The 23,659-nt window shown below is 73.7% G+C and carries 23 protein-coding genes; 11 read left to right on the forward strand and 12 right to left on the reverse strand.

Features of this window, described 5'->3' with window-relative positions; all coding sequences use genetic code 11:
* Positions 1–24: 24 nt before the first annotated feature.
* The gene (locus tag DEJ14_RS09490) at positions 25–1,122 is read left to right on the forward strand and encodes a glycosyltransferase family 9 protein (RefSeq protein WP_111084067.1); all 1,098 of its coding nucleotides are present in this window, start codon (positions 25–27) and stop codon (positions 1,120–1,122) included.
* Positions 1,123–1,328: 206 nt separating this feature from the next.
* Here the strand turns inward: DEJ14_RS09490 and DEJ14_RS09495 are convergent, their stop codons facing one another.
* The 7 genes from DEJ14_RS09495 to DEJ14_RS09525 are packed head-to-tail and all read right to left on the reverse strand — an operon-like array spanning position 1,329 to position 8,114.
* Entirely contained in the window at positions 1,329–2,033 is a 705-nt protein-coding gene (locus tag DEJ14_RS09495; protein ID WP_111084066.1) for an SDR family oxidoreductase, read from the reverse strand.
* 35 nt (positions 2,034–2,068) lie between these two features.
* The gene (locus tag DEJ14_RS09500; protein WP_111084183.1) at positions 2,069–3,436 is read right to left on the reverse strand and encodes a PfkB family carbohydrate kinase; all 1,368 of its coding nucleotides are present in this window, start codon (positions 3,434–3,436) and stop codon (positions 2,069–2,071) included.
* 11 nt (positions 3,437–3,447) lie between these two features.
* Positions 3,448–4,068: a D-sedoheptulose-7-phosphate isomerase gene (locus DEJ14_RS09505; protein WP_111084065.1), complete on the reverse strand. Its 621-nt coding sequence runs from the start codon at positions 4,066–4,068 to the stop codon at positions 3,448–3,450.
* Entirely contained in the window at positions 4,065–5,423 is a 1,359-nt protein-coding gene (locus DEJ14_RS09510; protein WP_111084064.1) for a glycosyltransferase, read from the reverse strand. Before DEJ14_RS09510 ends, DEJ14_RS09505 begins: the two co-directional genes overlap by 4 nt.
* A complete protein-coding gene (locus DEJ14_RS09515) occupies positions 5,420–6,421 on the reverse strand; it encodes a glycosyltransferase (protein ID WP_111084063.1) in 1,002 nt (333 codons plus the stop codon). The genes DEJ14_RS09510 and DEJ14_RS09515 overlap by 4 nt, the downstream gene beginning before the upstream one ends.
* A gap of 53 nt (positions 6,422–6,474) precedes the next feature.
* Positions 6,475–7,551: a glycosyltransferase family 9 protein gene (locus DEJ14_RS09520; protein WP_258373169.1), complete on the reverse strand. Its 1,077-nt coding sequence runs from the start codon at positions 7,549–7,551 to the stop codon at positions 6,475–6,477.
* On the reverse strand, positions 7,548–8,114 hold the full coding sequence (locus DEJ14_RS09525) for a D-glycero-alpha-D-manno-heptose-1,7-bisphosphate 7-phosphatase (protein WP_111084062.1): 567 nt from the start codon (positions 8,112–8,114) through the stop codon (positions 7,548–7,550). The genes DEJ14_RS09520 and DEJ14_RS09525 overlap by 4 nt, the downstream gene beginning before the upstream one ends.
* Positions 8,115–8,214: 100 nt before the next feature.
* Between DEJ14_RS09525 and DEJ14_RS09530 the strand changes: the two genes are divergently transcribed.
* From DEJ14_RS09530 to DEJ14_RS09540, 3 genes are all read left to right on the forward strand, one after another.
* Positions 8,215–9,207, forward strand: a complete 993-nt coding sequence (locus DEJ14_RS09530) for a glycosyltransferase family 9 protein (RefSeq protein WP_111084061.1) — start codon at positions 8,215–8,217, stop codon at positions 9,205–9,207.
* Between the two features lie 50 nt (positions 9,208–9,257).
* On the forward strand, positions 9,258–9,614 hold the full coding sequence (locus DEJ14_RS09535; protein WP_111084060.1) for a PRC-barrel domain-containing protein: 357 nt from the start codon (positions 9,258–9,260) through the stop codon (positions 9,612–9,614).
* A gap of 134 nt (positions 9,615–9,748) precedes the next feature.
* Positions 9,749–10,693, forward strand: coding sequence for an SGNH/GDSL hydrolase family protein (locus DEJ14_RS09540; protein WP_165903549.1), 945 nt, complete (start codon positions 9,749–9,751; stop codon positions 10,691–10,693).
* Here the strand turns inward: DEJ14_RS09540 and DEJ14_RS09545 are convergent.
* Entirely contained in the window at positions 10,641–11,537 is an 897-nt protein-coding gene (locus DEJ14_RS09545) for a universal stress protein (RefSeq protein WP_111084058.1), read from the reverse strand. The genes DEJ14_RS09540 and DEJ14_RS09545 overlap by 53 nt on opposite strands.
* A gap of 163 nt (positions 11,538–11,700) precedes the next feature.
* On the opposite strand from DEJ14_RS09545, the gene DEJ14_RS09550 reads away from it, so the two are divergent.
* Together DEJ14_RS09550 and DEJ14_RS09555 are read left to right on the forward strand one after the other, a co-directional pair.
* Positions 11,701–12,174: an NUDIX hydrolase gene (locus DEJ14_RS09550; protein ID WP_258373168.1), complete on the forward strand. Its 474-nt coding sequence runs from the start codon at positions 11,701–11,703 to the stop codon at positions 12,172–12,174.
* Positions 12,175–12,269: 95 nt separating this feature from the next.
* On the forward strand, positions 12,270–14,366 hold the full coding sequence (locus tag DEJ14_RS09555; protein WP_111084057.1) for a carboxypeptidase regulatory-like domain-containing protein: 2,097 nt from the start codon (positions 12,270–12,272) through the stop codon (positions 14,364–14,366).
* A 351-nt stretch (positions 14,367–14,717) separates the two neighbouring features.
* Here DEJ14_RS09555 and DEJ14_RS09560 read toward each other — a convergent pair whose 3' ends face one another.
* Together DEJ14_RS09560 and DEJ14_RS09565 are read right to left on the reverse strand one after the other, a co-directional pair.
* Positions 14,718–16,079, reverse strand: a complete 1,362-nt coding sequence (locus DEJ14_RS09560) for an MFS transporter (protein WP_111084056.1) — start codon at positions 16,077–16,079, stop codon at positions 14,718–14,720.
* A gap of 228 nt (positions 16,080–16,307) precedes the next feature.
* Positions 16,308–17,291, reverse strand: a complete 984-nt coding sequence (locus tag DEJ14_RS09565; RefSeq protein WP_146249677.1) for a hypothetical protein — start codon at positions 17,289–17,291, stop codon at positions 16,308–16,310.
* Between the two features lie 95 nt (positions 17,292–17,386).
* Between DEJ14_RS09565 and DEJ14_RS09570 the strand changes: the two genes are divergently transcribed.
* On the forward strand, positions 17,387–17,602 hold the full coding sequence (locus DEJ14_RS09570) for a hypothetical protein (RefSeq protein ID WP_111084054.1): 216 nt from the start codon (positions 17,387–17,389) through the stop codon (positions 17,600–17,602).
* 27 nt (positions 17,603–17,629) lie between these two features.
* Here the strand turns inward: DEJ14_RS09570 and DEJ14_RS09575 are convergent, their stop codons facing one another.
* On the reverse strand, positions 17,630–18,373 hold the full coding sequence (locus DEJ14_RS09575) for a YidC/Oxa1 family membrane protein insertase (RefSeq protein ID WP_111084053.1): 744 nt from the start codon (positions 18,371–18,373) through the stop codon (positions 17,630–17,632).
* A gap of 63 nt (positions 18,374–18,436) precedes the next feature.
* Complete coding sequence (locus DEJ14_RS09580; protein ID WP_111084052.1) at positions 18,437–18,742, reverse strand: DUF6412 domain-containing protein; 306 nt, start codon at positions 18,740–18,742, stop codon at positions 18,437–18,439.
* Between the two features lie 66 nt (positions 18,743–18,808).
* Between DEJ14_RS09580 and ybaK the strand changes: the two genes are divergently transcribed.
* From ybaK to DEJ14_RS09600, 4 genes are all read left to right on the forward strand, one after another.
* The gene (gene ybaK, locus DEJ14_RS09585; RefSeq protein ID WP_111084051.1) at positions 18,809–19,294 is read left to right on the forward strand and encodes a Cys-tRNA(Pro) deacylase; all 486 of its coding nucleotides are present in this window, start codon (positions 18,809–18,811) and stop codon (positions 19,292–19,294) included.
* A 95-nt stretch (positions 19,295–19,389) separates the two neighbouring features.
* Entirely contained in the window at positions 19,390–21,999 is a 2,610-nt protein-coding gene (locus DEJ14_RS09590) for an ATP-dependent Clp protease ATP-binding subunit (RefSeq protein WP_111084050.1), read from the forward strand.
* Between the two features lie 649 nt (positions 22,000–22,648).
* Entirely contained in the window at positions 22,649–22,882 is a 234-nt protein-coding gene (locus DEJ14_RS09595; protein WP_111084049.1) for a hypothetical protein, read from the forward strand.
* Between the two features lie 160 nt (positions 22,883–23,042).
* Complete coding sequence (locus DEJ14_RS09600; protein WP_111084048.1) at positions 23,043–23,585, forward strand: adenine phosphoribosyltransferase; 543 nt, start codon at positions 23,043–23,045, stop codon at positions 23,583–23,585.
* The last annotated feature ends 74 nt before the right edge of the window (positions 23,586–23,659 follow it).

Consider the following 23,659-nt stretch of genomic DNA (forward strand, 5'->3'; position numbering starts at 1 on the left):
GCATCCGACCGGTAGACGAGAGGCGTGCAGCAGATCGGTGTGGGCGGAGAGCGGTTCGACGGCGTGACCGAGATCGCGGTGCTCCGCGGAGGGGGCCTCGGCGACCTGATGTTCGCCGTGCCGGCCCTCGAAGCCCTCGCCGCGGCCTACCCGGACGCGCGCATCACGCTCCTCGGCACGCCCGCCGCGGCAGCGCTCCTGGGCGGCCGGACCGACGCCGTGCACGCCTTCGAGGAACTCCCGGTCGCACCGGGTGTCCGCGACGCCGGCGACGATGCTCCTGATGCCGAGGACTTCTTCGCCCGGCTGTGGGGCCGGTTCGACCTCGCGGTGCAGCTGCACGGTGGGGGCCGCAACTCGAACCCGTTCCTGCTCCGGCTCGGCGCCCGGCACACCGTCGGCACCGCGACCGAGGACGCCGAGGTCCTCGAGCGCTGGGTGCGCTACGTCTACTACCAGCACGAGGTCCTGCGTGCCCTCGAGGTCGTGTCGCTCGCGGGGGCCGCCCCCGTCACGCTCGACCCGCGGGTGCGCGTGTCCGACGACGAGCGGGCAGCGGTCCGCGAGCGGCTCGGCGTCGCCGGGGACGGCACCCGGCTCCTGGCGATCCACCCCGGGGCGACGGATCCGCGCCGCCGATGGAGCCCCTCGCGCTTCGCCGAGGTCGCCCGTGTCCGGCTCGCCGCCGGGGACGACGTGGTGCTCGTCGGCGACGCGTCGGACGTGCCGGCGTCGACCGCCATCGTCGACGCGCTGCCCGCCGACCTCGCCGGACGCGTGCACGACCTGACCGGCGCCGTGCCGCTCCGCGAGCTCCCCGCCGTGCTCGCGGCCGCCGACGTCATGGTCGGCGACGACTCCGGCCCGCGGCACCTGGCGGTCGCCGTCGGGACGCCCACCGTCGGCGTGTTCTGGTTCGGCAACGTCGTCAACGCCGGGCCGTTCGATCGCGGACGCCACCGCGTGCACCTGTCCTACGTCACGCGCTGCCCGGTCTGCGGGATCGACGTCACGCAGGTGGGGTGGACGGCCGAGCGCTGCGCGCACGACCCGTCCTACGTCGACGAGGTCGACCCGCAGCGGGTCCTCGACGACGTCGCCGACCTGCTCCGCACCGTCTGACCGCACCGTGCGCGCGTCGCCGCACCGCGCAGGCAACGTGACAAGACGGACGGACGGGAGGCACGGTGCCAACCCGGCACGTGCCTCCCGGCCGCCCCGTGGCGACGACCAACGCGCGGTGCGAGGTTGACCACTCCGTGCAGGTCTCCGTCCCCGCACCGAGTGATCAACCTCGCACCAGGCGGAGGCGCGGCGGCAGCGAGCGCCTACGGCCAGCTCGGCTCCGTCGCGGGCATGATCGACAGCTCCCGGATCTCGCAGCCGGCCGGCTGCGACAGCGCGAAGAGGATCGCGTTCGCGACGTACTCGGGCTCGATGAGCTGCGCGTCCGGACCCGGCTTGTACTGCTCGGTGCGGTCGGCGAAGAAGTTCGTGCGCATGCCGGCCGGGATCACGTTGGTGACACCGATGCGGCCGGCGGTCTCGGCGGCCAGGGCCTGCGAGAAGCCGCGGACGCCGAACTTCGACGCCGAGTAGGCGGTGCCGTCGCCGACGCCGCGCAGGGCGAGTGACGACGAGATCGTCACCACTCGGCCGTGCGCCGCCTCGAGGGCGGGCAGCGCGGCGCGGACGACCGAGGCGGTGCCGATGAGGTTGACCGCGACGATCTTCTCCCAGTTGCCGGACGAGATCGCGTCGATCGGTGCCGGGGTGTCGATCCCCGCGGCGGTGACGACCGCGTCGAGTCCGTCGTGACGCTCGGCCGCCTGGCGGACCGCCTGCTCGACCGCGTCGGTGTCCGACACGTCGACGGCCACGGCGTCGATGCCCTCGGACACCGCGTCGACGCGCAGGTCGAGGACGATCGGGGTGCCGCCGGCCTCGACGACCGCGGCAACGACCGCTGCGCCGAGTCCGGAGGCGCCTCCGGTGACGAGGACGCGGCCGATGGGGGTGGTGGGGACGGGCATGGACTTCCTTCCGTAGGGGCGTGGATCCGTCGGGCTCAGCCGACGTGTTCGAGGGCCGCGGCGAGCCGGGTCGTCGAGCGGCCGGGGTGGAACGGGACGGTGACGACGCGTCCGCCCCACTCGGCGAGGGTCGCGGCCTCGGGCAGCTCGCTCGCGGTGTAGTCGCCGCCCTTCGCCCAGACGTCCGGGCGGAAGCGGCGGAGTGCGTCGTCGGGGGTGTGCTCGTCGAACACCACGACGGCGTCGACGCAGTCCAGGGCGAGCAGCAGTTCGACGCGGTCGTCCTGGGTCATGATCGGCCGGTCCGGACCCTTGAGCGCGCGGACCGAGGTGTCCGAGTTGAGGCACACGACCAGGCAGTCGCCGAGCGCCCGCGCGGCCGACAGCGTGCGGGCGTGCCCGGCGTGCAGCAGGTCGAAGCAGCCGCCGGTCGCGACGACGGTGCCGCCGGCGCTCCGGACCTCGTGCACGGTGCGCAGCGCGTCGTGGTCCGCGCCCGGTACCCAGAGCGGCGCGGGGCCGTCGTCGGCGAGGAGCGCGGTGACGCCGCCCGCAGCCAGGTACTCGGAGGCCGCGACCACGCCGGCGGCGACGGCGTCGGGGACGTCCGCTCCACCGGCCAGTGCCACGGCGACACCGGCCGCCAACCGGTCGCCGGCGCCGCACGGGTCGCCGGCGGTGACGGAGGGTGCCGGCACGAAGCGGCTGTCCGACCGGTCGTCGGCGAGCAGGGCTCCGCGGTCGCCGAGCGTCACGGCGACGGCGCCGACACCCCACTGCTCGACGAGGGCCGCGGCGGCCACGGTCGCGAAGGGCACGCCGTGGCCCTCGACGTCGGTGAACCGGCGGGCCTCGGCGGCGTTCGGGGTGGCCACGGTGATCCCGGGCACGGGTGCGGCGCCCTTCGGGTGCGGGTCCCAGACCACGGGGGTGTGCTCGGCGACGCGTGCGAGGGCCTCCCGCAGCGCCGGAGCGGCGGCGACCCCGCGGCCGTAGTCGGCGACGACGATCGCGTCGGCGTCGTCGAGGGCGGCCGTCATGGCGTCGGTGGCCTCGGGCACCGGCGGAGTGGCACAGCCCTCGTCGATGCGGACGAGCGCGTGGTCGACGACGCGCACGCGGGTCTTCACCGGCGTCGGGGCACCGGAGGGCCCGGCCACCACGGTGACGTCGGGGAGCAGGTCGCGGAGCTCCTGCGCGCGGGTGTCGTCGCCCAGGACGGTGACCAGCGTGACGTCGTGTCCGTCACGCACCAGCATCGTGGCGACGAGACCGGCGCCCCCGGCGCGGCGGTCATCGGTCGTGACGTCGACGACGGGCACGGGGGCGTCCGGGCTGAGCCGATCGCTGGTGCCGGCCACGTCGACGTCGAGCAACGTGTCGCCGACGACGACGATCCGCAGGCGCCGCGGCGTCATCGCCGCACCCCGCGGCGCAGTGCGGGCTCCATCGCCCGACACAGGGCGTGCACGAGCACCAGCTGCGCCTCCTGCACGTTGGCGGACGGCCCAGCGATGCAGATCGCGTCGTCCACCGCCTCGGCCAGGGGGTTCGGCCGCGGCCCGGTCATCGCGATCGTCCGGGCGCCGACGGCACGGGCCGCCTCGGCGGCGCGGAGCAGGTTCGGGCTCTTGCCGCTGGTCGACAGCAGCACGACGACGTCACCAGCCCGGGCGTGCGCCGACACCTGTCGGGCGAAGACCTGGTCGAAGCCGTAGTCGTTGCCGATCGCCGTGACGGCCGAGGTCTCCGCGTGCAGCGAGATCGCGGAGTAGGCGGGGCGGTCGCCGTCGAACCGTCCGGTCAGCTCCGAGGTCAGGTGCTGCGCCTCGGCGGCCGAGCCGCCGTTCCCCGCGGCGAGCAGGCGGCGACCCGCGACGAGACGGGCCGCGATGTCGTCGGCCCAGGCGGCGATGTGGTCGTGGTGGTCGACGAGCGAGGCGATCACGGGGACCGAGGCGGCGACGTGGTCGAGCACGATGCGTGCACTCGCGGTGGTGTGCTCGTCGATGCCGGGCTGCTGGTCGATGGTCATCGGGCGGTCCTCTCGGTCGGCTGTGCGGCACGCGGGACCCGTCCGGCGTGGGTGGCGGTGCGCTGCGGTGCGCCCGCCGTGGCGGTGCGCTGGGGTGCACCCGCCGTGGTGGTCGGCGCGGCCACGGCGACGGCACCGGCCAGGAGCCGCTCGTAGACGCGCTCGCTGTCCGCGGCGACCTTCTGCCACGTGTACCGCGACTCCGCGCGTGCACGGCCGGCCCGTCCGAGGGATCCGCGGCGGTCCGGGTCGTCGAGCAGGGCGCCGACGGCAGCAGCGACCTCGGCCTCGTCGCGCGGCGTGACGTGCAGGCCCGTGCCGTCCTCGACGACGGTGTCGATGAGCCCACCGACGCTCGACGCAACGACGGGTCGACCGCAGGCCATCGCCTCGAGCGGGACGATGCCGAACGGCTCGTACCAGGGTGCGCAGACCACCACGTCGGCGCTCCGGTACACGGCGGGCATCTCGTGCTGTCCCAGCTGCCCGCGGAAGGTCACGTGGTCACGGACCCCGAGCGACCGGGCGAGCGCGTCGAGCCGCTGGTACTCGGGGTCGTCCACCAGGTCGGCCCCGGCGACGCCGGCACCACCGACGACCACGAGTTCGACGTCGCGCCCCTCGGCGACCAAGGCGGCGAGTGCGGCGATGGTCGTGCCGACGCCCTTGCGCCGGACCAGCCGCGACACGGTGAGCACCCGCTGCGTGCGGCCGCGCTCCTCGACGGGTCCGTCGGCGCGGAACAGCGCAACGTCGACGCCGCACGGCACGACGGAGATGCGCTGCAGGGGGACGCCGAGGGCCTTGAGTTCGAAGGCCTCGTCGGAGCACGTCGCGACGACCTGGTCGGCGCTCCGTCCGACGGCCGGTTCGAGCCACTCGCGCTCGGCGGGGCTCGTGTCGGCCGATCCCTGGTGCCGACGCTTCACGACGCCGAGCGCGTGGAAGGTCTGCGCGACGGCGATGCGGGTGCCGCCGGTCCGGGCCTGCACCTGCGCGACGGCGTCGAGTGCCGCGTGCCCGGACATCCAGAAGTGGGCGTGCACGACGTCGGGCCGGTCCACGAACCACTCCGCGGCGAGCACCGACGCGAACGTCCCCATGAACGGGAACAGCTCGTCCTTCGGCACGTGCCGCGCCGGACCGGCGTCGACGTGCACGACGTCGACCCCCGGACGCAGTGGCACCCGGACCGGCGCGGATGCGTCGTCGCGCCGGGTGTAGACGGTCACCTGGTGCCCGCGGTCCGCGAGCGCCCCGGACAGTTCGGCAACGTGGACGTTCTGTCCACCGGCGTCGACACCGCCGAGCACGGCGAGCGGGCTCGCGTGCTCCGACACCATCGCGATCTTCATCGGAGGCTCCCCTCGAACGCGGCCACAGCCGCACGGTCGCGTGCGGCGCCGCGGGTCACGGCGTCGTCGAGCAGGTCGTCCCAGTCGGCGGTGAAGCGGCCGAGCGCGTGCCGTGCGAGCACGGCCTCCCGTGCCACGGCGCCCCGTCGGCGCGCTTCGTCGGGGTCCTCGATGAGGATCCGGGAGGCCCGCACCAGCTCCTCGACGTCGGTCGCGATCGCGCCGGCCTCGCCCGGCACCGTGCGGGCCGCGTCCGTCGTCGCGAGCACCAGGACCGGCATCGCCAGGTGCATCGCCTCGAGGAGTGACAGGCCGAGCGAGGTCCACCGGTTCGGGTGGACGTACGCGCGGCGTTCGGCGAGTGCCGTGTGCATCGGGTCGGAGGGCACGTCACCGCGGGCGACCACGGCGTCGCCGAAGCCGAGCTCCGGCAGCCGTCCGGTGCCCATGCCCCAGACGTCGACGGGTGCCACGGCCGCGAAGCGGGGGAGCAGGTCGGTGCCGACGACGCGGTCCCGACGGACGGGCTCGTTGATGACGACGCCGAGGCGGTCGAGCGAGCCGGTGTAGCGCGGGCCGGGGTCGACGACGCCGTGTTCGACGACCGTGGTGCGCGTGGTGCCGCAGTCCCACATGAGCGCGTTCCAGTGCGTGACGTGCGCGATGGTCAGGTCGTCGCGGTCGCGGAACGGGTGCAAGCTGTTCGGCACGTCGATGCGGGGCGCGTTGTGCTCGACGAAGACGATCGGCACGTCGCGACCGGCGAGCAGGCGCTTCGCCGCGTCGAGTTCTTCGGTGCGTTGCAGGACGACCACGTCGACCTCGGCGTCGGCGATGTCGGCGGGGTCGATCTCGATCGCCGACGCCGGCCAGGCGCGCCCACCACGTCCCAGGCCCCAGGCGTCGCGCGCCGGCGTGGTCGGGATCAGGTACTCGTGCGGGCCGCGGACGAACGCGTCCATCCAGCCGCCGTGCACGTGCCAGACGAGGATGCGCATGCGGAGCCTTTCGGTCGGTCGGACACGAGGAGAAGGGGGAGCAGTGGCGGACGCTACGCAGCACCTTCTGGCGCGCTCCGCAGACTTCTCCGTTCCATCCGCGAAGCGCGGTCGAGCAGCCGTTCGTGGGCCGCGAGCACGTCCTCGATGCGCACCGCGGACAGGCACGGGTGGCCGGGGACGGGGCATTCCCGGGCCCGGCTGAGCCGGCAGGGAGCCGCCTGGTCCCCGAGCAGTTCGACCAGCGGTGCGTACGGCGCCCACCGGACGGCGGGGACGACGGGCGAGAACAGGCTGACGATCGGTGCGCCGACCGCCGCGGCGAGGTGCGCGGGCCCGGTGTTGCCGACGACGACGACCTCGGCACCGGCCAGGACCGCGGCGAGCTCGGCGGGCGTGGTCCGGCCGCCGAGGTCGATGCCGGTGGCGCCGGCGACGGCGGCGGTCAGGTCGCGTTCCCCGGGGGAGCCGGTGACGACGACGGGCACGCCGCGCTCGGCGTAGGCAGCGACGAGCTCCCGGTGGTGCGACGCCGGCCACGACCGGGCGGGCACGCTCGCGCCGGGGTGCACGACCACGTACCGTCCCAGCCCGGCCACGGACAGGGGCGCGACGGCGTCGTGCCGCACCACGAGCCTCCCGTCGTCCCCCGGCGGCAGCCGGAACCCGGCCGCCTCGGCGATCCGCAGCGCGCGCTCGGGCTCGGGGATGTCCTCGGGCAGGTCCTCGCCGGGTCGCAGGCGGACGTCGAGGAGCGAGCCGGGGTGGTCGACCGAGGCCCCGGAGACGCGGGGGACACCGGCGAGGCGGAGGAGCAGCGCCAGGGGCAGCGGCGACTGGTGGAACGAGGTGAGGACGACCGCTTCGTCGGGACGCTCCTCGGCGACGAGCGCGCGGAACTCGGCGAGCGCGGCGTCGTCGATCGGCCGCGCGGTCTCGGTGACCCAGGGCGCTGCCCACACCCGCACGCCGTCCACGCCGGGCAGCAGGTCGGCGGCCGGGGCGCCCTGCGGTCCGCACAGCATCGTGACGTGCGAGGCCCCGGCGGCGACGGCGCGGACGGCCGGGCCGGCGACCAGGACGTCACCGAACGAGTCGAGGCGCGCCACGAGGACGCGGGGACGGCTCACGTGCGGTCCGTCTCGACGGTCGACGGTCCGGCCGCGGCGATCACCAGGTCGACGGCCTCGGCGAGGGTCGCCGCGACGGTCTCGGCGGCGTCGACCTCCTCGGGCCGCGTGCGCGGGGTCGGCACGAGCACGCCCTGCGCTCCCGCGGTCCGCGCCACCTGCACGTCGGCGCCGATGTCGCCGACCACGACGAGCGCCTCCGGCGGGACCCCGAGTCGCTCGGCGGCGTCGAGGACCATGCCCGGCCGCGGCTTCCGGCACGCGCAGTCGTCGCCGGCGTCGTGCGGGCAGACGCACCAGACGTCGAACGGCCCGACGAGTGCGTCCACGCGGGCGTTCGTCGCGTCGACCTGCTCGCGCGTCGCCAGGCCCTTCGCGACCACGGACTGGTTCGTGACCACGCCGAGCAGCAGCCCGGCTGCACGAGCCCGCTCCACGGCGCGACGGGCACCGGGGACCGGCACCACCAGGCGCGGGTCGGCGTTGTACGGGACGTCCACGACGAGGGTGTCGTCGCGGTCGAAGAGCAGGCCGCGGATCGCGCGGTCCGGAGCGAGGGGCATGGCACCGGAGTACCGGTCGGCGGCCGCGTGCCGGCTCAGGACAGCCGGGGAACGCGCCCGCTGCCGACGCCACCAGCGGGCACCGCCTACCGTCGCGCCCGTGACCGCACTCGAGACCCTGCCCGCCGCCGACGGACGCCCGGAACTCGTCGTCCTCCGTGCCATCAAGCTCGGCGACCTCCTGGTCGCCGTCCCTGCGCTCCGCGCCCTGCGACGGGCGTTCCCCGACCACCGCATCACCCTCGCGACGACCGCGTGGCTGGCGCCCGTCGTCGAGCTCGTCCCCGCCGTGGACGTCCACCTGGCGCAGCACGGGCTCGACCACCCGATCAACGTCCCCGCCGGCACGGTCGACGTCGCGGTGAACCTGCACGGCGCGGGCCCCGAGTCGTCCGACCTGATCGCCGCCCTGCAGCCCCGTCGGGTCATCGGGCACGCCGACCCGGCCCACGGCTACGACGGTCCGGAGTGGCCGTCCGACGTGCACGAACGCGACCGCTGGGCGGACCTGCTCACCTGGCACGGCGTCCCCGCCGACGCCGACGACGTGGCCGTCGACCGCCCGGCGGCACCGCCCGTGGTCGCCGACGCCGCGGTCGTCCACGTGGGTGCCTTCCACGGGGCGCGGCACTGGCCCACGGACCGCTTCGCCGACGTGGTGCGCGGACTGCGGGAGCGCGGTGCCGACGTGGTCCTGACGGGAGGCGCGGACGACGTCGTCCGCGCACGTGCCGTGGCCGACGCGGCCGGGCTGGCGCCGGGGGCGGTCCTGGCCGGCTCCCTGGAGCTGCAGGAGTTCGCCGGCGTCATCGCCGCGGCGCGGCTCGTGGTCACCGTCGACACCGGTGCCGCGCACCTCGCGACCGCCTACGGCGTGCCGTCGGTGGTGCTCTTCGGGCCGGCACCGCCGGAGGCCTGGGGACCGCCCGAATCGGGTCCGCACATCGTGCTCACCGATGCCTCGGTCCGGCGTGGCGACGTCTTCGCCGAGGACCCCGACCCGGCGATCCTGGCGGTCGGCGCGGCCGACGTGCTCGCCGCGGTCGACCGGCTCGACGTGCTCAGGGTGACCGCACAGGCGACCGACCGGTAGCGTCGACCGAGAGCCACCCGGACCCACCGGGCACTCGGAAGGAGTCCTTCGTGTTCGAAGCCGCCAACATCCGTGACTGGATCGGCCTGCCGGTCGTCGACGAGGCCGAGGACAAGGTCGGGACGCTCGAGAGCATCTACTACGACACCGCCACGTCCGAGCCGGCGTTCGGTGCGCTCACGACCGGGATGGTCGGCTTCCAGAAGCTCGTGTTCGTCCCCCTCGTCGGGGCGACCGTCGCACCGAAGCACCTGCGCGTGACCTTCCCGAAGAAGCTCGTGAAGGACGCACCCTCCATCGCGACCGACGGTGAACTCGACGCCGCGACCGAGCCCGAGCTGTTCCAGCACTACGGCCTCGAGTACCGCACGGGCAGTGGCGGCGAGCGTCGCCTCGGACGCCGCTGAGGCCGGGACTGCTCCGGATCGCCCGCCGACCACTGCGCGCTGCCCTGGCGGTGGTCGGCGCCGTCTGTCTCGTGGCGGCGGGCCTCGGCGGGTCCGTCGGCGCGCCGCCGGCCTCCGCGGCGCCGATGTGGCCGGTGCCCGAGCCGTACCCCGTGACCGCCGACCCCACCGAGACGCTCGACGCGATCCCCCCAGGCAGTGAGTACGTGGCGCTCGGCGACTCCTACTCGGCCGGGTACGGCCTGGGGGACCGCACCGGGCTGCCCACGAACGCCTGCGTGCAGTCGGCGCGCGACTACCCACACCGGCTCGCGGCCCAGTTCGGGCTCGCCCTGACCGACGTCACGTGCGCCGGCGCCACGAGCGACGACGTCACCACGGGCCACCAGTTCAAGGGCGTCCCACCCCAGATCGAGTCGCTGTCCGACCGCACCCGACTGGTGACCCTGACGATCGGCGGCAACGACGCGGACCTGTTCGGCACGGCGGCCTCGTGCCTGGCGATCTCCGCGAACGGCCCGGTGTTCTCGGGCCGCGACGCCCCGTCGTGCGAGAGCACCCTGGTGCAGGACGGCGTCGACCAGCTCGCCGTGAAGATCCAGTCGCGCGTGGCCCTCGGCATCGCCGACACCCTCGGCGCGGTGCAGCGGGCCGCCCCGAACGCCGTCGTCGTGTTCCTCGGGTACCCGGCGATCTTCCCGGACGCCGAGGACACCCCCGCGAAGGGCTGCTTCCGGTCCGCACTCGACCTCGGCACCCTGGCGGGCTCGTTCCCGTCGGACACCTACCCGTTCACGGACACCGACGTCGAGTACCTGCACGGGGTCCAGGACGAGCTCAACGAGGTCTCCCGGTCCGCTGCCGCCGCCGCCGGGGTGCGGTTCGTCGACGTGTTCGCGAGCACGCAGGACCACTCGCCGTGCGCCGCGTCGAAGCGCTACGTGGCCGGCGTGACCCTCACCGGTTCCGGCGACCTGCGGAAGATCGACCTGAAGGCCGGCGCCCTGCACCCGAACGAGCGCGGCGTCACGTACCTGACCGCGCGGATGGCCGCCGCGATCCGCGCCCTCGCCGGCTGATCCCACCGGCGGTCTCGGTCGCCGTGGCTGCTCCGCAATCCGCGTGCGCCGCTGGCGGGACCACGCAGACCGGGGCTGCCGTCTCGCGGACGACGTCGTGGAGCAACGAGCCCGAGAGCGCGCGCACGTGCCCGCGACCGAGCACCACCAGCGACGCGCGGCGGGTGTGCGAGGCGATCGCGTGACCCGGGTGGCCCTCGACCAGCAGCGGACGGATGCGGAGTGACGGGTACCGCGCGGCCAGCACGGACGTCACCCGCTGCAGCAGCTCGGCGTTGCTGGTGCGCCACCGGAGCGGGTCCTCGGCGAAGTCGGTCAGCCCGGTCCGGGTGAGCACGGGCATCTCCCACGCGCGCAGCAGCGTCAGCCGTCGGTTCCGCCGGACGGCCTCGCCGACGGCGATGGACACCGCACGTTCGTCGATCGGGTCCTCCACCGCGAGCACCACGTCGCCGTCGATCGGGTGCGGACCCTCCGGCACGACCACGGTCGGGACGGCAGCACGCTCAGCGACCCGCGCCGGGTCACCGCCGGCCGTCGATCCGCGCCGGTGGCGGAAGCTCCCGATCACGAGCAGGTCACTGCCGTCCGACTCCTCGACCAGGGCTGCGGCGAACGGGCCCGCGTGCCGGTGCACCTCGACCGCCACACCGGGCAGGGCGGTCCGCGAGGCCTCGGCGAGCTGGTCGGCGACCGGCGTCCGGCCCTCCAGCGCGTGGTCCGCGCCGATGATCCGCAGCCGCTCGACACCGGCACCGGCGCGGGCCACGATCCACCGCAGGGCCTCGTCGTGGGGCATCGCCGCGTCGGCGGCCAACGTCACCGTCGTCCATCGCTCGTCCATCCCGATCGGCCTCCTCCATCGCAGGCTCCGGGGGCGTCACATGGCGCTCCGTGCGCCACACGGTACTCCGGCCGGGGGCGGTGGAACCGGCCGTGCGCGGTGGTGACCGCGGGCGGCGGACGCGGACCGGGCCTCCTGGCCGACGCCGCGTAGTCTCGCAGGCGTGGTGGTGAGCGCCGGACTGTTGCTGCACCGGACCGGTCCGGCCGGGCCGGAGGTCTTCGTCGCGCACATGGGCGGGCCGTTCTGGCGGAACCGGCCACGTGCCTGGTCGATCCCGAAGGGACTCGTCGAACCCGGCGAGGACCCACTCGAGACTGCCATGCGCGAGTTCGGTGAGGAGATCGGGGTCCCCGCACCCGTGGCCGTCGACGACGTCACGGACCTGGGCGAGTTCCGGCAGGCCTCGGGCAAGCGCGTCCGGGTGTTCGCCGCCCCGGCCCCGGGGTTCGAGGTCGCCGTCGTGCGGAGCAACACCGTCCGGCTCGAGCTGCCACGTGGCTCGGGACGGTTCGTCGACGTGCCGGAGGTCGACGACGCCCGGTGGGTGCCGGTCGCCGAGGCGCGGGAGCTGCTCGTCGCGGGCCAGGTCGCCGCGGTGGACGCGCTGCTCGTGCTGCTCGACCGACCCGCCTGAATCACGATGTGGTGTCGGTGTGGACCGGGTCCGCGCCGTCTGGATAGCCTGCACGGACGTCGGGGCACGCCGACGTCACCACCAGGGGAGTACACATGCGGCGCTGGCGCGCGGTCACGGCGGGGCTCACCGCCCTCGCACTCGGAGCAGGACTCGCGATCGGCGGCGCGACGAGCGCCTCGGCGGAGCCCGCGGGCAACTGGGGCACGTTCACCCTGAGCGGGGCCTCGAAGGCGTACACCGGCACGATGACGTTGGCCGGGTTCCCCGCGACGACGTTCACCTCGAACTCGCGGCAGTCGACCGTGATCAGCGGGGCGTCGACGTGGCAGTCGGCGGGGACGCCTCCGGGCCAGGTCTACGGCACGAGCCGGGGCCAGACGTACATGAACCAGCGGCCACAGGCCGACCGTCCGAACTCGGACTCGGCGTCGACCACCACCTACACGTTCGACGGCGCGACGCCCGGCGCGCAGAGCTGGTCGTTCGTCCTCGGCGACATCGACGCCGACCAGGCCACGATCTCGGCCACGGTGGCCGGCGGCGGAGCTGCGACCGGGGAGCAGCTCGGCTTCAACGGCAGGGCCGGTGGCACGACCGGATACAACTCATGCTCTGCTGCCGTGGCAGGCGGCTGGTCCTGCACCCCGGACCCCGACGGCACGACGGGCCAGGACAAGCCGACGTGGGACGAGGCCACGCGCACCCTGACCGGCAACGCCGCCGCGTCGGACACCGCGGGCGCCACAGCGTGGTTCACCCCCACCGTTTCGCTCACCAGCCTGACCATCACGTACCAGCAGCGCAGCGGGTTCCCGGTGTACCAGACCTGGTTCGCCAACCGCACCGCGGCGATCAGCGGCACCGCAACGCTCGACGGCACCCCGATCCCGGGAGCCACCGTCACCGTGACCGCACCGCGCGGCACCGTCTACACGACGACCACCGACGCCGACGGCAACTACGTGTTCCCGCAGTTGCCGGTGATCGCGAACTACCGCGTCGAGGTCACCCCGCCGGCGGGTGCTGACGGTCCGGAGCAACCGCAGCGCGTGTCGCTCGCTGTTGACGGCACCCCAGGCGGCGTCGACGGGGTCGCCGACTTCGCGTTCACATCGCCACCGGAGACCGTCGCGGTGATCGGGACGGTGACCGACGACGACGGCAACCCGGTCTCGAACATCCCGGTCGTCATCACCGACCCGGACACCGGCGACACGCTGGTCGACACCACGACGAACAGCGACGGTGTGTACACCGGTTCCGACCTGCCCGCCGGCACCGAGCTGGACGTCTCCGTCGCCGACGGGGAGCCTCAGCCGATCACAACGGGTGAGGTCGGCGCCGCTCCCGCCGATCCGACGATCGTGGCCCCGCCCGCCGTCATCGCCACCGTGACCGGCGTCGTGTCCCTCGACGGGACGCCCGTGCCCGCCGGCGTGGTCGTCGAACTCCTCGACGAGTCCGGCGCCGTCGTCGGCTCGGACACCACCGACGCCGACGGGCGGTACACCTTCGCCACGGTTGCGGGCACCTACACGGTCCGCACGGTGGTCCCCGCCGCGGGAGCGACCGGTGACACCGCGAACACCGGCATCGCCGCGGTCGCCGGCACCAGCGTGACGTCGGACCTGCCGTTCGAGGCCCCCGCTGCGCCCGAGGTCATCACGACCGACCAGCCCGGCACCGTCGTGGACACGAACGGCGACCCGGTCGCCGGCGTGGACGTCGTCGCGACGCCGACCGACCCGGAGGCCGGCCCGCCGGTGACCGTGGCCACCGACGACGACGGCGCCTTCGACCTGGTCGACCTGCAGCCGACGACCGAGTACACGATCACGGTCGACGTCGACGGCGCCACTCCGGTGACCGTCGTCACGCCCGAGGAAGGTGCTGCGACCCCGCTGGCCTTCGTGATCGAGGCCGCGGTGACCCCGGTTCCGTCCCCGTCGCCCAGTGCGCCGACACCGAGCAACTCGCCGACCGCGGTGCCGACCGTGCCGGCTGCCGGAGGATCGGGCAACGCGCCGGCCTCTGGTTCGGGTGACGTCGGTGACGGCGGTCCGCTGGCCTACACCGGTGCGGACCTGAAGCCCGGGCTGATCGCTGCCGGGGTGCTCGTGCTGCTCGGCGCTGCGCTGCTGACCTACCGCGCGGTGCGCAACCGTCGCCGGAGCCACCTGCAGGACTGATCGGTCACGACGGAGGGGCAGGCCCGGCGCGATGCCGGACCCGCCCTTCGTCGTCGGCGGCCGCCCCACCCCCGAGGTTCCGAAATCTGCCCATCTCGGCGGTGCCGGCGGCGGTTCGTGGAACCTCAGCGCCACGCACACGGCATGTCGCCGCGGCCCCTCGCCACACGCCGCCACACGCCGCGTCACTCTGCCACGACGACGCCACGCCCGGACCTCGCCGCCGGGGTTCCACGACATGCCGCCGCCCCACCGCCGAGGTTCCACGGATCGCCGCCAGGACCGCCGAGATGCCGAGATTTCGGAACCTCGGCGCCGCACGGGGCCGACGCGACGCCCAGCCTCGCCGCGCTACTGCGTGCGGTGCGTACGGTGCGAACCCGTGACCGTCGCGACCGACCCCGTCAGGGTCTGGATCGCCCGGCCGACGACGGGCACCGACGTGGTGACCACCGCGAGCGAGGACGTGATCGCCTCGATCGACGACGTCGACAGGTGCTCCTGCCCGACCGTGTGCACCGGGAATCCCCGACGCGCCAGCACGACGACCCCGAGCGACCCGAGCAGCACCGCACCACCGGCGAACGGCAGGTACTGCAAGCCGACGATCCCGAGGGCCTGGCCGCCGATCGCTGCACCACCGGCGATGCCGATGTTCGACGCACCGTTGATGAGCGCGCCGGCGATGTCGGGGGAGACGCCTCCGGAGCGGATCGCGGCCGCCATGAAGAGCGTGCCCGTCGTGCCGTTCGCGGCCATCCACACGCCGGCGACGACCATCGTGCCGACCAGGGAGCCGTGCACGAACGGCATCGCGGCGAACGCGACGGCCATCACGGCGACGGCGGCGATGAGGGTCTGGCGGGGCGCCCGGTCGACGAACATGCCCGCCAGCCAGAGCCCGATCACCCCGGTGCCGCCCAGGACCAGCAGCGCACCGCTCACCATCGAGGCGTCGAGTCCGGCGTCGATCGCGTACGGCCCGACGTAGGTGTAGACGACGTAGTGCCCGGCGAACAGGAGTAGGTCGGCGATCACGACGGACAGCAGCCCGGTGCGTGCCCAGGCCTTCGGGGACCCGATGTGCGGCGACGAGGCACCGCTGACGGCGGGCAGGAACAGCAGCGCCACGGCGGCGAGCACGGCGGCGGCGACACCGATCGAGAACACGGCGGGGCGCCAGCCGATGTGCTGCGCGACCCAGGTGGCGACGGGCACGCCGAGCACGAACCCGAGCGAGCTGCCCGAGTACACGAACGCGATGGCACGGCCGGCCAGGCGCGGCGGCACGATCCGGGTGGCGTACGCCGAGGCGACCGAGAAGAACAGCGCGTGCGCGATCCCGCCGACGACCCGGCCGGCGCAGACGACGGCGAACGACGGAGCGAACGCGATCATGAGGTTCGAGACCGTGTAGCCGACGAGCGTCGACACGAGCACGGCCTTGCGGGGGAGCTTCGCGGTGAAGGCGGTGAGCGGGAGCGCCAGGAGCGCCACGGCCCCCGCGTACACGGTGACGACGATGCCCATGGTGGCCTCGGACACACCGAGGTCGGCGCTCATCGTGCCGAGCAGCCCGACGGGCATGAGCTCGGTGGTGATGGCGAAGAACGTCGCCAGCCCGAGGACGGCGATGCCGACGATGGACTGGGTGGTGACGGTGATCGGCCGCGTGTTCGTCGACACGGCCGAGGTGGTGGTGTTGGTGGACACGCTGCTGACCTCCTCCGGGGCACGGGCGAGCGCGCGACGGTGCCGTTCGGGGGAACGACGATGACCGGGAGGTCTGCGGGGCGCGCTCGCTGTGGATGTGGGTGATGTGGGTACGACTCCACGGCGAGTGCGCTCATCCAGTGTTGCACGATGGACCGCAGCCCGCGAGGGGATCCGAGGAGATTCTCGGAGCGCTCCAACAAACAGCGCGTCCAACAGCCCGCGCCCTCAGTTCTCGTTCGTCACCCGACCCTGCACGCCGCCGCCCCGGAGCGCGATCGTCAACGTCCCGCTCATCGACTGCGCCGACATCGACACCGAGCCGTGCAGCGCCGCCTCGCGCGGGAAGCACGCCGTCGACGACTCGATCCGGTTCGCCGTCGCCACCAGGCAGATCGTCGACCGGTCCGTGCCGACCCCGGCCCACACGGCCCACGGCGTGTCGAACGAGCCGCCGTCCAGCGCCCGGTTCGTGAACACGAGCCGCGTGGAGTGCAGGCTCACGGGTGCCTCCACCGGCCCCGGCAGCTGGTCGGCGTAGGTCTGCGGCACGTCGAGCAGCTGCTCGAGCGTGACCGTGCCCGCCGTCGGCGTGACGCTCGGTGCCGCCGCGACGTCGCCGCGGACGGGCCCGACGACGGTGCCGGCGGCGAACGCCACACCGACCGCCGCTGCCGCGCCGAGCGCGATCCAGACGCGTGGCCGCTCCGTCCAGAGCAGTGTGCGCCACCGGGACCGTCGCGTCGGTCCGACCGGGAGGCCCGGCTCACCCCCGTCGTCGTCACCCGCGTCGTCGGGGCGGTCGGGTCCTCGGGCCTCGGTCGCCGCCCACGGTCCGGCCGACGTTCGCAGGGAGGGATCCGGTTGCCGGGACGGCTGCGGTTCGGCGGCAGCCGCCGCATGCTGCGGCACCGACCGTTCCGGCGAGGGCGCGGGCGGTGGAGCCGTCAGTTTCGGCGACGGGTGGGGCGGTGGAGCCGACCGCTCGGGGGACGCGACCTGGCCGGTGGCCGGGGCCGTGCCTCCCGGCCGCTCGTCCGGCCCCGAGGCGGAAGCGGCACCTGCGCTCGCTCGCCGACCACCCGACCGCCGCGGGCTCGCCATGTCCTGCAGCGCGATCCGGGCGCGCGCCGCGTCGGCGGGGCTCGATGCCGCTCCCCAGGCGACGGCCTCGAGCCGTGCCCGTTCCGCTGCCACGTCGTCGTGGGCCATGCGCACTCCCGATCTGCCGGTCGCGTGGACTCCCTTCATCGTGGCACTGCCGGGGCGGCGGCGCGCACCCAGAACGAGGGGAGTAGGCGTGACGCATGAGCACCGAACCCGAACCGCGGCACGACGCCGACCCGGAGACCCTCGAACCGCTGAGCCACGACACCCAGTCCGGCGAGGCCGACTACGTGGCCACGAGCCCCGGCGGGACCGGCACGGAGCGCCACGTGCCGACCGCCGACGAGGAACAGGGGCGCGGCACCGAGTACGACCCGGTCGACCAGGGGCCGCAGCAGGAGGGCCAAGGCGGCTGACGCCGGGGCCGACGCCGCGCGCCGGCGCTACCGGATCACCCGGCGCAGCACGGCCCGCTCGCCGGCCGTCCACGCGGCGCTGGTGACGACGTACAGCGCGGCGGCGAGTGGCGCGATCGCGGCGAACAGGACCGTGATGAACGGCGCGAACCGTCCGATCGCGGCGGTCGCTGCCGCACCGGGCACCTGTGCTCCCGGCTCCTGTGTCGGGACCGGGTTCCAGCGCAGATTCGCGCGACGGCTGAGCTCCACGATGACAGCGAGCACGGCCAGCAGCAGGACGACGACCCAGGCGTGCACCCAGAGCGGCGACGTCAGTGTGATGACGAGCGAGTGCCCGAGCGGGACGCCGACCAGGGTGGCCTCGAGCAGGGCGTTCACCGTGCCGCCGATCGACGCGTGCGTGAACAGGGCGTAGACGAGGGACAGCACCGGGGCCTGCGCGAGGACGGGCAGGCAGCCAGCCAGGGGTGAGACCTTCTCGTTCGTGTAGAGCTGCTGGACCGCGCGTTGCAGCTGCTCGGCGTTCTTCCCGTGCCGCTTCCGCAGGGCGGCGAGCTGCGGCGCGAGCCGACGTCGGTCGCGCTCCGCTCGGACCTGCAGAACGGACAACGGCACGAGCACGGCCCGGACGGCCAGGGTCAGGAGCACGACGGCGATCGCCGCGGCGAACGACCCCGTGGTGGGGGAGAGCGCCGCGGTCAGGGCGGCGACGAGGTCCGCGCCGCCGTGCAGCAGCGGACCGACGAGGGGCAGGGTGGACAGGTCCATGACGGTTCCGATCGGTGGTGGTTCGCAGGAGGGGTCGCGAGGGGGCCGGCCACCGGTCGGTGGTCAGGCCGGGGCGACGACTCCCGGGGCACGCGATCGGACGTGCCCGTCGGCATCGGGGTGACTCCACGCGATGCGGGTGACCAGGTCCGGCACCGCAGCGTGTTCGACACCCGTCGGCCGCAGCCCGAGGACCGCCGCCAGCACCGTGGCGATGACCTGCGCGACGACGACCGCCACGGCGACGGCCGTCAGGCCGAGCGCGGCCACCGCCAGCAGCGGCAGGACGCCGGCCGCGGGGTCGCCGACCGCGGGCGCACCGAGCACCAGCGCGGCGGCGGCGCGGAGGATCAGCAGGGCGACGGTCATGGTCGGTTCAGCGTAACGCCCGCGTGCCGCCACGGACAGGACGGCAGCGCGGGGGAGGATCGCCGCATGACCGCAGGTTCGCCGAGCACCCCAGCGACCGTCGCGCTCGACCGAGCCGGGGTGTCGTACACGCCGCACGTGTACGACCACCACGAGAGCGCCACGAACTTCGGCGAGGAGGCCGCCGCAGCCCTGGGGCTCCGCGAGGAGCAGGTCTTCAAGACCCTGGTCGTCTCGGTCGACGGCGCACTGGCGGTGGCGATCGTGCCGGTGGCGAACCGGCTCGACCTCAAGGCCATCGCGGCGGCGGTCGGTGGCAAGAAGGCGACGCTGGCCGATCCAGCCCTCGCCGAGAAGCGCACCGGGTACGTCGTCGGTGGCATCAGCCCGGTCGGCCAGAAGTCCCGGATCCGGACCGTGCTCGACGAGTCGGCCCTGGCGTACGACAGCATCTTCGTCTCCGGCGGGCGCCGCGGCTTCGACATCGAGGTGGCTCCGGCCGACCTCGCGCGGGTCACCGAGGCGATCTCGGCAGCGATCGCGCGGACCTGAGTCAGGTCGCCGCAAGTTTTTTCGTCGTCGGGAATGACCCCGGCATTCCTGCGTTGCATTGAGTCGAAGGCACTCAAGTTCCCCAGGAGGTCCCTTTGCCAGAGACGTTCGGCCCGACCGGCGGCAGTGACTCGTTCGACGAGTTCCTCGCCCGCCTCCTCGCGGCGCAGAACACCGGTGACCCGCAGCGCCCCCGTGCGTTCGGCCGACCGGTGGACATCACGCGGCTCCTCAGCCGCCGTACCCACGAGCTGCTCCAGCACACCGCCGAGTACGCGGTGTCGCAGGGGCAGCACGAGCTCGACGCACTGCACCTGCTGCACGTGCTCGTCCGCACCGAGCCGTTCGACGCCGTCGTCCGTTCCGCTGGGGTCGACCCCGAGCGCCTCGCCGCCGAGATCGAACAGCGTCTGCCGATGGCCCGCGAGCCGCAGCCCGAGCAGACCGGCCGCCCGGCCCTGACCGGCACGGCGCAGCGCATCCTCGTCGAGGCCACCCAGGCCGCGCGGGGCTTCGGCAGCACCTACACCGACCCCGAGCACGTCTTCTTCGCGCTCGTGACCGACCAGGAGACCGTCACCGGGCAGCTGCTCGCCAGCGCCGGTGTCACCCCGCAGGCCATGCAGGACTACGCCCAGCAGGCCGCGGCAGCAGCACGAGAGGGGCGCCCCATGCCAGGAACCGGTGCGACGACCGGAACGGACGAGTCCGGTGCCGTCAGCGACACCCCGACCCTCGACCAGTTCGGCACCGACCTCACCGCGCGTGCCCGTGACGGCCGTATCGACCCCGTCATCGGTCGTGCCGACGAGATCGAGCAGGCGGTCGAGATCCTGCTCCGCCGCACCAAGAACAACCCCGTCCTGATCGGCGAGCCCGGCGTCGGCAAGACCGCCATCGTCGAAGGACTCGCCCAGCGCATCGTCGACGGCGACGTCCCGTCCCTGCTGCAGGGCAAGCGCGTCGTCGCACTCGACCTGCCCGGCATGCTCGCCGGCACCCGGTACCGCGGCGACTTCGAGGAGCGCCTGACGAAGGCCATGGACGAGATCGCGGCGCACGCCGACGAGCTCATCGTCTTCGTCGACGAGCTCCACACCGTCGTGGGCGCCGGTGGTGGCGGTGAGGGCGGCTCGATGGACGCCGGCAACATCCTCAAGCCCCGGCTCGCCCGCGGCGACCTGCACCTGGTCGGTGCGACCACCCTGAACGAGTACCGCCGGATCGAGAAGGACGCCGCACTCGAGCGTCGCTTCCAGCCGGTCACGGTCGGGGAGCCGAGTGTCGAGGACGCCGTCGCGATCCTGACCGGCCTCGCACCCCGGTACGAGGAGCACCACGGCGTCGTCTACACGCCCGAGTCGCTGCGCGCAGCCGTCGAGCTCTCGCACCGGTACGTCACCGACCGGCACCTGCCGGACAAGGCCATCGACCTCATCGACCAGGCCGGCGCGCGCCGGCGGCTCGCCCGCTCGGGTGCCGTCGACGTCGAGGCCCTGCGCGACCAGGTCGCCGAGCTGCTGGCCGAGAAGGACCGCGCGGTCGCCGAGGAGCTGTACGAAGAGGCGTCGCGCCTGCGCGACGAGACGGTCGGACTGGAGGCCCGGATCGCCGCCGCCACGTCGGCGGACGCTCCCCGCGCCTCCCGTCCGGAATCCGTGGGCACCTCGATCACGGAACGCGACATCGCGGGTGTGGTGTCGCGTGCCACCGGCATCCCGGCGACGCGCCTGACCCAGGGCGACCGCTCGCGGCTCGCCGTGCTCGAGCAGGAACTGCACGAGCGCGTCGTCGGACAGGAGGACGCCGTCGCGGCGATCGCGAAGGCCGTCCGCCGCAGCCGGACCGGCATGGGCGACCAGCGTCGACCGGTCGGCAGCTTCCTGTTCCTCGGCCCGACCGGTGTCGGCAAGACCGAACTGGCGAAGGCCCTGGCGTCGTCGCTGTTCGGTGACGAGTCCGCCATGCTCCGCTTCGACATGAGCGAGTTCGGCGAGCGGCACACCGTCTCGCGGCTGGTGGGTGCTCCTCCCGGGTACGTCGGCTACGACGAAGCCGGGCAGCTCACGGAACGCGTGCGCCGGAACCCGTACTCGGTGATCCTGCTCGACGAGGTCGAGAAGGCGCACCCCGACGTGTTCAACCTGCTGCTCCAGGTGCTGGACGACGGGCGGCTGACCGACGGCCAGGGGCGCACGGTGGACTTCCGGAACACCGTCGTCATCATGACGTCGAACATCGGCTCGGAGTTCCTGGCCTCGCGGTCGGGCGCCCTCGGCTTCGCGCCGGTGGGCACGACCGACGGGTACGGCGACGACGACCTCCGCGCCCGTGTGATGGGCAAGCTGCGCGAGGCCATGCGGCCGGAGTTCATCAACCGCATCGACGAGATCGTGCTCTTCCGCAAGCTCGACCAGTCGCAGATCACGTCGATCGTGTCGCTGCTGCTGCAGGACACGGCGCTCCGGCTCGTCGCGCAGGACATGGTGCTCTCCGTGTCCGACGCCGCGGTCGACTGGCTCGCCGAGCACGGGTACGAGCCCGAGTACGGCGCCCGTCCGCTCCGCCGGCTCATCCAGCGCGAGGTCGACGACCGCATCGCGACGCTCGTGGTCGACGGTGGCGTGACCGCCGGGGACACCGTGCGGATCGACGTCGTGGACGACGTGCTGACGGCAGCGGTGGTGGAACCCGCGACGCTGTAGCAGCCGTTCGACCACGGGGGCCCGGTACCGATTCGGTACCGGGCCTTCGTCGCGCCCGGGTGCGCTGCGGGGTGTTCGGGAATGCAATTCCGGAGAAATCGAAGAAAGGGGTTGCGCTGCGAATTGCGGTGCCGATAGTGTTCACTCGTCGCGAACCGCTGGACTCCAGCCGGGGGACGACTCCGACAGCTCGAGACCGAAAGGGGGCCGACCATGATGATCACCGCAACCACTCCGTTCCGTGGAATCCGTGGACGCGTCGGCGCCCCGTTCCGCGTCCGCTGACCCGGAGCGTTCCGCCTTCTTCCGACATCTGTGTCGTTCGATCCTCGTCTCGTGACGAGTTCGTCGCCTGACACCTCGCGCTGAGCCGTTCTGGCTCGCGTCGAACCGGCTCCGTCGATCGCCGATCGGTCCCGATCCGTGTGCTCCGTGCACGCGATCGGACTGCGTCGATCGTCGCCGGAGAATGTCGGCGGTCGGTGCGACGCTCTCGGTACCGGAAGTCATTCAGTACCGCGTCGTCGGACATTCCTCCGGTGACCGCGGAATGCATTCTCACGCATTCATTTCGTCCTGCCCGTGTACCCGGGCAGTCCACTCCTGCCCGTGTGCCGGGCAACTCCGTCATGCCCTGAAAGGGATCACCGTGTCATCGAAGACCGCCACCCGTCCTCCCGATACCGGCGCGCCGCGCCGCCGGGTCTCCTTCTCCGACCGCGTCGCGCTGCGCATCGGCATGTCGCTCTTCATCTGGAGCCGACGGACCCGCCGGGTCCACCCGGTGATCGACCACGCAACACGGCTGCAGCTCGACCGCGAGCGGCAGCAGCGCGAGAACGACCTGCTCCTGCAGGCCGCACTCATGCGCGCCTGGCGCTGAGCCGGCCGCCCGGCCGCCCACCGCACGAACCGTGCGAGGTTCCGTACTCGGTGACCGCCCCTCCGGGAGCCACCGAGTACGGAACCTCGCACCACCCCGGACACCCCTCGCACCGTGCGGGGCGTTCGGACGCACCCAAGGCCTCCCGTACCGTTGGTGGGTGACCGAAACCGCAGCTGCACTCGTCGAACGCCTGACCGCCGTCGTCCCGGACTTCCCGGAGCCGGGGGTGCTGTTCCGTGACGTGACGCCGGTGTTCTCGGACGCCGTGGCGTTCGGCCGCGTGTGCGAGGCACTCGCCGCGCCCTTCGCGGTCGGTGCCGGGTTCGACGCCGTCGCCGGCATCGAAGCACGGGGCTTCGCCCTCGCCGGCGGGATCGCCGCGCAGCACCAGGTGGGCGTGCTCACGGTGCGCAAGGCCGGCAAGCTGCCGGGCGAGGTCCTCAGCGAGCAGTACGCACTCGAGTACGGCGAGGCCGAGCTCGAGCTGCGTCCGGGCCAGCTCCCCGCGGGCACCCGGGTCCTGGTCGTCGACGACGTCCTCGCCACCGGTGGGACCGGCGCCGCCACCATCACGCTGCTCGAACGCGCGGGCTACCAGGCGGTCGGGTTCGCCGCGCTGCTCGAGCTCGACGGGCTGAACGGACGCGAGCGACTCGAGCCGCGCCTGCCCGTCACGACGCTCGGCGCCGTGCCCGCCTGAACCCCACGCGCGCACTAGTCTTGACGCACCATTTCGATCGAGGAGTCCCATCATCGTGACCGAGTCAGTCGCCG

The organism is Curtobacterium sp. MCJR17_020, from assembly GCF_003234365.2.
Classification (GTDB): domain Bacteria; phylum Actinomycetota; class Actinomycetes; order Actinomycetales; family Microbacteriaceae; genus Curtobacterium.

Excerpts from the sequence above, each read along its gene's own strand:
- DEJ14_RS09575 (WP_111084053.1), bottom strand. The coding sequence starts at position 18,373 with ATGGACCTGTCCACCCTGCCCCTCGTCGGTCCGCTGCTGCACGGCGGC.
- DEJ14_RS09525 (WP_111084062.1), bottom strand. The coding sequence starts at position 8,114 with ATGCCCCTCGCTCCGGACCGCGCGATCCGCGGCCTGCTCTTCGACCGC.
- DEJ14_RS09495 (WP_111084066.1), bottom strand. The coding sequence starts at position 2,033 with ATGCCCGTCCCCACCACCCCCATCGGCCGCGTCCTCGTCACCGGAGGC.
- DEJ14_RS09510 (WP_111084064.1), bottom strand. The coding sequence starts at position 5,423 with ATGAAGATCGCGATGGTGTCGGAGCACGCGAGCCCGCTCGCCGTGCTC.
- DEJ14_RS09565 (WP_146249677.1), bottom strand. The coding sequence starts at position 17,291 with ATGGCCCACGACGACGTGGCAGCGGAACGGGCACGGCTCGAGGCCGTC.
- DEJ14_RS09580 (WP_111084052.1), bottom strand. The coding sequence starts at position 18,742 with ATGACCGTCGCCCTGCTGATCCTCCGCGCCGCCGCCGCGCTGGTGCTC.
- DEJ14_RS09555 (WP_111084057.1), top strand. The coding sequence starts at position 12,270 with ATGCGGCGCTGGCGCGCGGTCACGGCGGGGCTCACCGCCCTCGCACTC.
- ybaK (WP_111084051.1), top strand. The coding sequence starts at position 18,809 with ATGACCGCAGGTTCGCCGAGCACCCCAGCGACCGTCGCGCTCGACCGA.
- DEJ14_RS09545 (WP_111084058.1), bottom strand. The coding sequence starts at position 11,537 with ATGGACGAGCGATGGACGACGGTGACGTTGGCCGCCGACGCGGCGATG.
- DEJ14_RS09505 (WP_111084065.1), bottom strand. The coding sequence starts at position 4,068 with ATGACCATCGACCAGCAGCCCGGCATCGACGAGCACACCACCGCGAGT.
- DEJ14_RS09515 (WP_111084063.1), bottom strand. The coding sequence starts at position 6,421 with ATGCGCATCCTCGTCTGGCACGTGCACGGCGGCTGGATGGACGCGTTC.
- DEJ14_RS09570 (WP_111084054.1), top strand. The coding sequence starts at position 17,387 with ATGAGCACCGAACCCGAACCGCGGCACGACGCCGACCCGGAGACCCTC.